We start from the raw sequence: 6,516 nt of genomic DNA, 5'->3' as shown, positions 1-6,516 counted from the left end.
GGCCGCCCGCACCGCCGCCACCCCGCCCCGGGCCGGCGGGCCCGGCGGCGCCCGCGACCCGGCCGGCGGGCCGGCGGCGTCCGCCAACGGCCGGGCGGTGGGGGTCGGAGAACGCGCCGACGACCGCGACCCGCCCGAGCGGCGGCATCCGGAGCCCGCCGGGGACCGGACCGGCGGCGGGCGGGAACCCGCCGAACACGGCCGCGTTCGGGAACCGGCCGAACAACACGGCCGGGCGGCGGCGTGCGGGAACCGGCCGGCCGGATCGGCACGTCCGGGAACCAGGCGGGGCCGGCCGACGACTTCTGTACCGGAGCGGTGGGAACCGCTCGCGGCAGCCGTGCCGCCCGACCCGGGAGGGCTACGACATGACCCCGACCCGCCTGGTCGCCTTACCGGCGACCGCCCGCCCGCGCGCGACCGGGAGCTGACCGCCGTGCGCGACCACGACACCCTGGCGCCACCGGTCCACGAGCACATCACCGACGCGGTCAAGACGCCGTCGCTGGTGCGGCTCACGCCGAACGTGGTGCTGATCCGGTTCGAGACCCTCAAGGTCTACGCCGCGCTGGGCGCGGTGCGCCACCTGCTGGACACCGGGGTGATCAGACCGGGGCAGACGGTCGTGGACAGCTCCAGCGGCATCTACGCCCTGGCGCTGGCCATGGCCTGCCACCGGTACGGCCTGCGCTGCCACATCGTCGCCTCCACCACGGTCAACGACACCATGCTCGCCCAGCTCGAGATCCTGGGTGTCACGGTGGACCGGATGCCCCCGTCGGACGACCTGCGGCTGGACCAGGACCGGCGCGTCGCCCGGGTGCGGGAGCTGCTGGCCCGCGACCCCGGGCTGCACTGGATGCGCCAGTACCACGACCCCGTGCACCACCTCGGGTACGCCGAGCTGGCCGACCTGCTGCGCCGCGCCCTGCCCGGCGAGACCCTGACCGTGGTGGGCAGCGTCGGCACGGGCGCGTCGACCGGCGGGCTCGCCACGGCGTTGCGGGCGCACGACCCGGACGTGCGGCTGGTCGGCGTGCAGCCGTTCGGCAGCGTCACGTTCGGCAGCGAGCGCTTCGCCGACCCGGACGCGATGATCGCGGGCATCGGCAGCGCCATCCACTTCGACAACGTGCGCCACGAGCTGTACGACCGCGTGCACTGGCTGGACTTCCAGCACGCGATGGCCGCCACCGTGGGCCTGCTGCGCGACCACGCAGTGTTCGCGGGCCTGTCCACCGGCGCGTCGCACCTGGTGGCGGCGTGGGAGGCCAAGCGCGCCGGCGACCGCACCCACGTGGTGATCGGCGCGGACACCGGCCACCGCTACACCGAGCGCGTGTTCGCCCGGCACCGCGAGGCCCTCGACCCGGCGCTGCTCGCGCCGGTCGAGATCGCCTCGCTGGACGAGCTGACGCCGCCGTGGGCCGCCATGGAGTGGGCCCGCAGGCCCCGCCGCCCCGTCCTGCCGGTCCAGGAGCGGCGGGTCGATCACCCGAGGCTCGTCCAGTAGTCCCAGAACGCCTGGAGCACCAGGCCGCAGATCACCGCGTACCACAGGACCAGCACGGCGCTGTGCACGCGGCGCAGCGGGGCGAGGGCGGGCCAGGTGTCCAGCGCGGTGTACCAGAACAGCGGGATGGTCACGACCCAGACCACCATGCAGTACGGGCACAGGGCGTGGATGTCGTACAGGCTGGCCGCGATCAGCCAGTGCACGAACACGACGCCGAGCAGGGCGCCGGCGTTGAGCGCGACCCGGTACCAGCGGGGCGGCCGGAAACCCGCGAGCACCGCGACGCCGGTCGTGACCACGACGGTGAACGCGGCGATGCCCAGCAGCGGGTTGGGGAACCCGAACGCCTCGGCCTGCGGGCTGTCCATCACCGAACCGCACGACACCACCGGGTTGAGCGAGCAGGTCGGCACGTAGGAGGGGTCGCGCAGCTTGGCGATCTTCTCCAGGGTCAGCGCCACCGCGGCGGCGAGCCCGAAACCGCCGCCGACGACCAGGAGCCAGGCGAGCCGGCGGCTCATCCGGCGGCCGCCAGCGCCGCGTCGAGCTTGCCGCGCATCTCGCGCTCGACCTCGGCGATCGTGCCCTCGGCCGGCTGGAACTTCTCGCCGTTGACGAAGAACGTCGGCGTGCTGCTCACCCCCAGCTCACGGCCGTCGGCGACGTCCCGGTCGATGATCTCCTGCACCTCGGGCGAGGCCACGTCGGCCCGGAACCGCGCCAGGTCGAGGCCGATGGCCGTGGCGAACTCCTCGAACTTCGCCGTGGCGCGGGGGAGGTCGTCGCTGGTGGACTGGCCGTCGACGGCCCACTGGTCGAAGCCGTCGTAGAGCGCGTGGTACATCTCGGCGAACTTGCCCTGCTTCCCGGCGGCCTCCGCGGCACGCGCGGCGGGCACCGCGAGCGGGTGCATCTGCAGCGGGAAGTTGCGCGTCACGAACGTGATGCGGCCCTGGTAGTCGCGCTCCAGCTCCTTGGTGATGTTGGCGTAGTAGGAGGCGCACGCCGGGCACTGGAAGTCCAGGAACTCCACCAGCGTGACCTTGTCGCCCTCCACTCTGGACAGCGTGTGCGCGCCCGCCGGGAACAACGCCTCCTTCGGCGCGGTGCCGCCCTCGTCGGAGCGGTTGAACAGCAGCACGCCGCCGATCACGAGCACCGCGACGAGGACGACCACGCCGGTGAGGATCGCGTTGAGGGACGGTCCGCGGCGGGCGGTCATCGGGTTGCGCTTGGCGCGGGTGCTGGGTGACATGGTCGCTGTGGTCCCTACTGGTTCGGTGGCGTGCTCGTGCACCAGTTAATCGGATGGTCTTCGGCGTGGATCGCGACTCGCGGCGCAGGTTCACCCGACCGGTTGAGGCCGCTGACCCGTTGGTCGTGCTCCACGTCCCAGTAGTCGGCCCGTTCGGCGTACGAGTTCCCGGTGGGGTGTGGTTACGATCCAAGATCGTGACGAACTCGGACGACGATGTGACGCGGTGGGCGCTGCGGGCCCGGTCCGGTGACCGGGAGGCGTTGGAGCGGTTCGTGCGCGCCACGCAGCGGGACGTGTGGCGGTTCGTCGCGCACCTCGCCGACGTGGGCGTGGCCGACGACCTGGCGCAGGAGACCTACGCGCGGGCGTTGGCGAGCCTGCGCGGGTTCGCGGGCCGGTCGTCGGCGCGGACGTGGCTGCTCGTGATCGCCCGCCGGGTGGTGGTCGACCAGGTCCGGATGGCCCGGTCGCGGCCCCGGCTGTCGCCGGGCGCGGACTGGTCGCGGGAGGCGGACCGCAAGGCCGTGGACGCCGGGTTCGAGGACGCGGTCGCGGTGAACCTGCTGCTCGACGCCCTGGACCCGGACCGCCGGGAGGCGTTGGTGCTGACCCAGGTGCTGGGCCTGTCCTACGCCGAGGCCGCCGACGTCGTCGGCTGCCCGATCGGCACGATCCGGTCCCGCGTCGCCCGCGCCCGCGAGGACCTGCTCCGCGCGACCGCCGACGACACGGCGACCGACGTGGGCTGAGCGCGGCCCGACCCCCGAACGGACGCGGCCGGGGACGAACGGCGGCCGACGTCCGATGGACCGTCGCGCCCACGCGCCCCCGGCAGGCGGTGACGATCGCCGATCCCGGCGGGCGGGGGTTGATCACCAGGCCCGGCCGCCGGGTCGATCGGCGGGCACCGGGAGCGGGACGGCCACCGCACCCGGCGGGCTGGTCAATCGGCGGGCGAAGTCGATCAGCGGACCCGGCGGACGGGTCCGTCACCGGGCACCGGGAGCGGGTCGCCCACCGGGTCCGGCGGGCGTGGTCGATCGGTGCGGGTGGTCGGGAACTTTCGGCGGGGTGCGGGCGACAATCTCCACGTGGACTGCGACACCTGCCGCGAAGCCGTCTCGGCCCGCGCCGACGGCGAAGCCGAACCCGTGCCCGCCGAGGACACCGACGCGCACCTCGCCACCTGCGCCGAGTGCCGCCGGTGGCAGGAGGACGCCGCCGCGCTCACCCGCGCCCTGCGCGTCCGACCCGCCGCCGACGTCCCCGACCTCGTGGCGGACGTGCTCGCGGCCGCGCCGCCCACCCCGCCTGCGGCGCGGACCCGCGGTTGGTCGTGGCGGATGGGACTGGCCGGGGTCGCGGTCGCCCAGCTCACCCTCGGCATGGCGCAGGTGTTCGGCGTGAACACCGCCGACGACCACGCCGGGCACCCCGCCGGCGAACCGGTGTCGGCGCACCTGTTCAACGAGAGCACCGCGTGGAACCTCGCGCTCGGCCTCGGTCTGCTCTGGACCGCGCTGCGCCCCCGGGCCGCCTCGGGCATGCTCCCGGTGACGGCGGCGTTCGTCGCCGTGCTCGTGCCGTTCTCGGTGAACGACCTCCTCACCGGGGCGGTCGGGGTCTCCCGGATCACGTCGCACGCGTTCCTCCTGCTGGGCCTGGCGCTGCTCGTCCTGGTCCACCGCGGCCACCGCACCCCCGGCGACGGCACACCCACCACCGCCGCGCCGGACCGGACCGACGTCCACGACTCCGCCGGGACCGACACCGGGACCGACGCCGGGCCGGACACCGACACACCCGGCGGCTGGCGGCACCTGCGACCCGTCAGCCGCAGACGGGCCGCCTGACCCCCGCGGCGTTCACCGCACCCGGCGGCCGGCGGGGACGAGCCGTCGTGCCGCTCATCCCGGTGTCCGGGCGGGCGCGCTACCGGGCGTCGTCGGGGTGGGATTCCACGAAGGCGCGGATCCGGTCGACGGCGGAGACGCCGTGCAGCTCCTCGACCGCGTTCGCGGCGGCGTGGCAGGTGCGGAACCGCTGGACCGGGGTCAGGCCGAGCCGGTTCACCTGCAGGTAGGCGCAGTTGAGCAGGAAGCGGTAGCGCAGGAAGTTCGGGTGGCGGAAGACGGTCTCGCGGTAGGCGCGGTTGCCGAACATCATCGCGTGCATCGGCGCGCGCGGCTTCACGGCGGGCGCGTCGGCGGGCAGCGGGGGGAAGACCAGGCCCTCGGCCACGAGCGGGTCGACCCGGTGGCCGTACTGCCGGCACAGCGCGGCCCAGTGACGGGCGAACGGGGTCGCGTCACCGGTCCCGTCCAACGCGGCCAGCACGGACCGCGTCCGGTCGAGCAGCGCGTCGCGGCGGGACTCGTAGTGCGCGTCGAACCTCGCGCGGACGGCTTCCGGGTCGTTGCACGAGTACAGGAACCCCTCGGCGTGCGAGCGGTACGACGCGAAGCCGCGGGTGATCGACCCGCACGCGGTGACCGTGGTCGCGAGCATCAGTTCCAGCGCGACCAGTTCCTTGTCGTCGGTCCCGGCGCGGACGCGGTCGAGCATCGCGAACAGCAGCGGCGCGCTGTCGGAGGCGAACTCGGCCATCAGCTCCGCCGTCCGCGGGCTGCGGATCACGTGGGACCGGTCGTCGCAGGGCTGCTCGTGGATGGTGTTGTCGGGGAACCACGGGACGAGCGGCCCGTGCTCGCGTTCGCGTGCGGCGAGGAGCCGGTGCTGGGCGAGGTGACGTTCGACGTCGAGGTCGGCGGTGGAGGGGTGCCGGGCCAGGTAGTCGCCGATCACGGCCTCGACGCGCGGCAGGACGACGTCGGTCCACGTGCGCCGGTCGGTCTTGGCGAACAGGCGCAGGTGCGGCCCTCGCCGCCAGTGCGGGGCCAGGTGGAGGCCCTTCACCAGGGGGCGCAGCTCGGCGAAGAGGGGGCGGACGGCGTCCAGGATCAGGTCGTCCTTGTCGGGGTCGTAGTAGTAGACGTGCACGCAGTGCCACGCGGTGCGGGTGTCGGTGGTCGGGTCGGCGGGTTCGGTCTTGACGGTCACAGCGTGGCCACCTCGTCGTGGAGTCCGGACAGGGTTCGGGCGGTGAGCCAGGCCAGCCGCGCTTCGGTGGCGGACGACAGGCCGAGCCGGTTGCACAGCAGGTGCGTGCAGCGCAGGACGACGTGGGCGACGACCGGGTCGTCGGGGTGCAGCGCGCGGGCCAGGCCGCTGAACGGCGACAACGCGTCCGCGGGCGCGAACTCCCCGCGCGCCCGCAGGCCGGTCAGGGTGGTGTGGAGGGCGCTGATCGAGGCCCACCACGCGGCGAGGGGGTCGGTGGGCGCGTGCTCGGCCCGCTGCGCCGGAACGGAGCCGACCGGCGCGGACCCTGGCGGCACGGATTCCGGCGGCACGGACCCTGGCGGCAGCGAACCAGGAGGTGCGAGGCCGGCCGGACCGGCCCCAGGTGGTCCGGACTCGGCCGAAGCGCGGTCGGGTGCCGTGGAGGCGGGTGCCGTGGAGGCGGGTGCCGTGAGGGTGGGTGGTGTGAGGTCGGGAGCGGGACGGGGTGGTGGGTCGGCGGAGGCGTGGGACCACAGTCGTCGGGTTTGGGTGAGCAGGTCGTCCCGGCGTTCCCCGGTCGACTGCCGCCACGTGTTCGCCGCGGCGAACCGGGCGGCCCCGCCGGCCAGGGCCGGTCGCGTATAAACAACAGACACAGCCGACCAAAATTTAGTTGTAT

Annotated in this window: 7 protein-coding genes and 1 pseudogene; 3 read left to right on the top strand and 5 right to left on the bottom strand. The window is 74.3% G+C overall.

All coding sequences use genetic code 11. The features are described 5' to 3' along the window. A pseudogene (locus tag ACFXGA_RS29345) lies at positions 1-229 on the bottom strand (hypothetical protein); the annotation flags it as partial. A gap of 207 nt (positions 230-436) precedes the next feature. Here ACFXGA_RS29345 and ACFXGA_RS29340 point away from each other — a divergent pair. Then, positions 437-1,513 (top strand): pyridoxal-phosphate dependent enzyme, encoded by a 1,077-nt coding sequence (locus ACFXGA_RS29340; RefSeq protein ID WP_378093368.1) that lies wholly within the window; start codon positions 437-439, stop codon positions 1,511-1,513. Here ACFXGA_RS29340 and ACFXGA_RS29335 read toward each other — a convergent pair. After that, on the bottom strand, positions 1,492-2,037 hold the full coding sequence (locus ACFXGA_RS29335; protein ID WP_378093366.1) for a vitamin K epoxide reductase family protein: 546 nt from the start codon (positions 2,035-2,037) through the stop codon (positions 1,492-1,494). The two genes, ACFXGA_RS29340 and ACFXGA_RS29335, sit on opposite strands and share 22 nt — an antisense overlap. Continuing rightward, positions 2,034-2,771: a DsbA family protein gene (locus tag ACFXGA_RS29330; RefSeq protein ID WP_378093364.1), complete on the bottom strand. Its 738-nt coding sequence runs from the start codon at positions 2,769-2,771 to the stop codon at positions 2,034-2,036. The genes ACFXGA_RS29335 and ACFXGA_RS29330 overlap by 4 nt, the downstream gene beginning before the upstream one ends. Before the next feature lie 197 nt (positions 2,772-2,968). On the opposite strand from ACFXGA_RS29330, the gene ACFXGA_RS29325 reads away from it, so the two are divergent. Beyond that, a complete protein-coding gene (locus ACFXGA_RS29325) occupies positions 2,969-3,523 on the top strand; it encodes a sigma-70 family RNA polymerase sigma factor (protein WP_378093362.1) in 555 nt (184 codons plus the stop codon). 342 nt (positions 3,524-3,865) lie between these two features. Continuing rightward, positions 3,866-4,627: a zf-HC2 domain-containing protein gene (locus ACFXGA_RS29320; protein ID WP_378093359.1), complete on the top strand. Its 762-nt coding sequence runs from the start codon at positions 3,866-3,868 to the stop codon at positions 4,625-4,627. A gap of 79 nt (positions 4,628-4,706) precedes the next feature. Here the strand turns inward: ACFXGA_RS29320 and ACFXGA_RS29315 are convergent, their stop codons facing one another. Both ACFXGA_RS29315 and ACFXGA_RS29310 read right to left on the bottom strand, forming a co-directional pair. Further along, positions 4,707-5,834 carry a thiopeptide maturation pyridine synthase gene (locus tag ACFXGA_RS29315; RefSeq protein WP_378093357.1) on the bottom strand — a complete coding sequence of 376 codons (1,128 nt, stop codon included), beginning with the start codon at positions 5,832-5,834 and terminating at the stop codon, positions 4,707-4,709. Beyond that, entirely contained in the window at positions 5,831-6,172 is a 342-nt protein-coding gene (locus tag ACFXGA_RS29310) for a hypothetical protein (RefSeq protein ID WP_378093354.1), read from the bottom strand. Before ACFXGA_RS29310 ends, ACFXGA_RS29315 begins: the two co-directional genes overlap by 4 nt. Positions 6,173-6,516: the final 344 nt, after the last annotated feature.

It is taken from the genome of Actinosynnema sp. NPDC059335, from assembly GCF_042752395.1.
In the GTDB taxonomy this organism is placed as follows: Bacteria; Actinomycetota; Actinomycetes; order Mycobacteriales; family Pseudonocardiaceae; genus Actinosynnema.
The sequence above is the reverse complement of the archived record's forward strand: the minus strand, read 5'-3'. Positions and strand labels throughout refer to the sequence as shown.

Excerpts from the sequence above, each read along its gene's own strand:
- ACFXGA_RS29330 (WP_378093364.1), bottom strand. The coding sequence starts at position 2,771 with ATGTCACCCAGCACCCGCGCCAAGCGCAACCCGATGACCGCCCGCCGC.
- ACFXGA_RS29335 (WP_378093366.1), bottom strand. The coding sequence starts at position 2,037 with ATGAGCCGCCGGCTCGCCTGGCTCCTGGTCGTCGGCGGCGGTTTCGGG.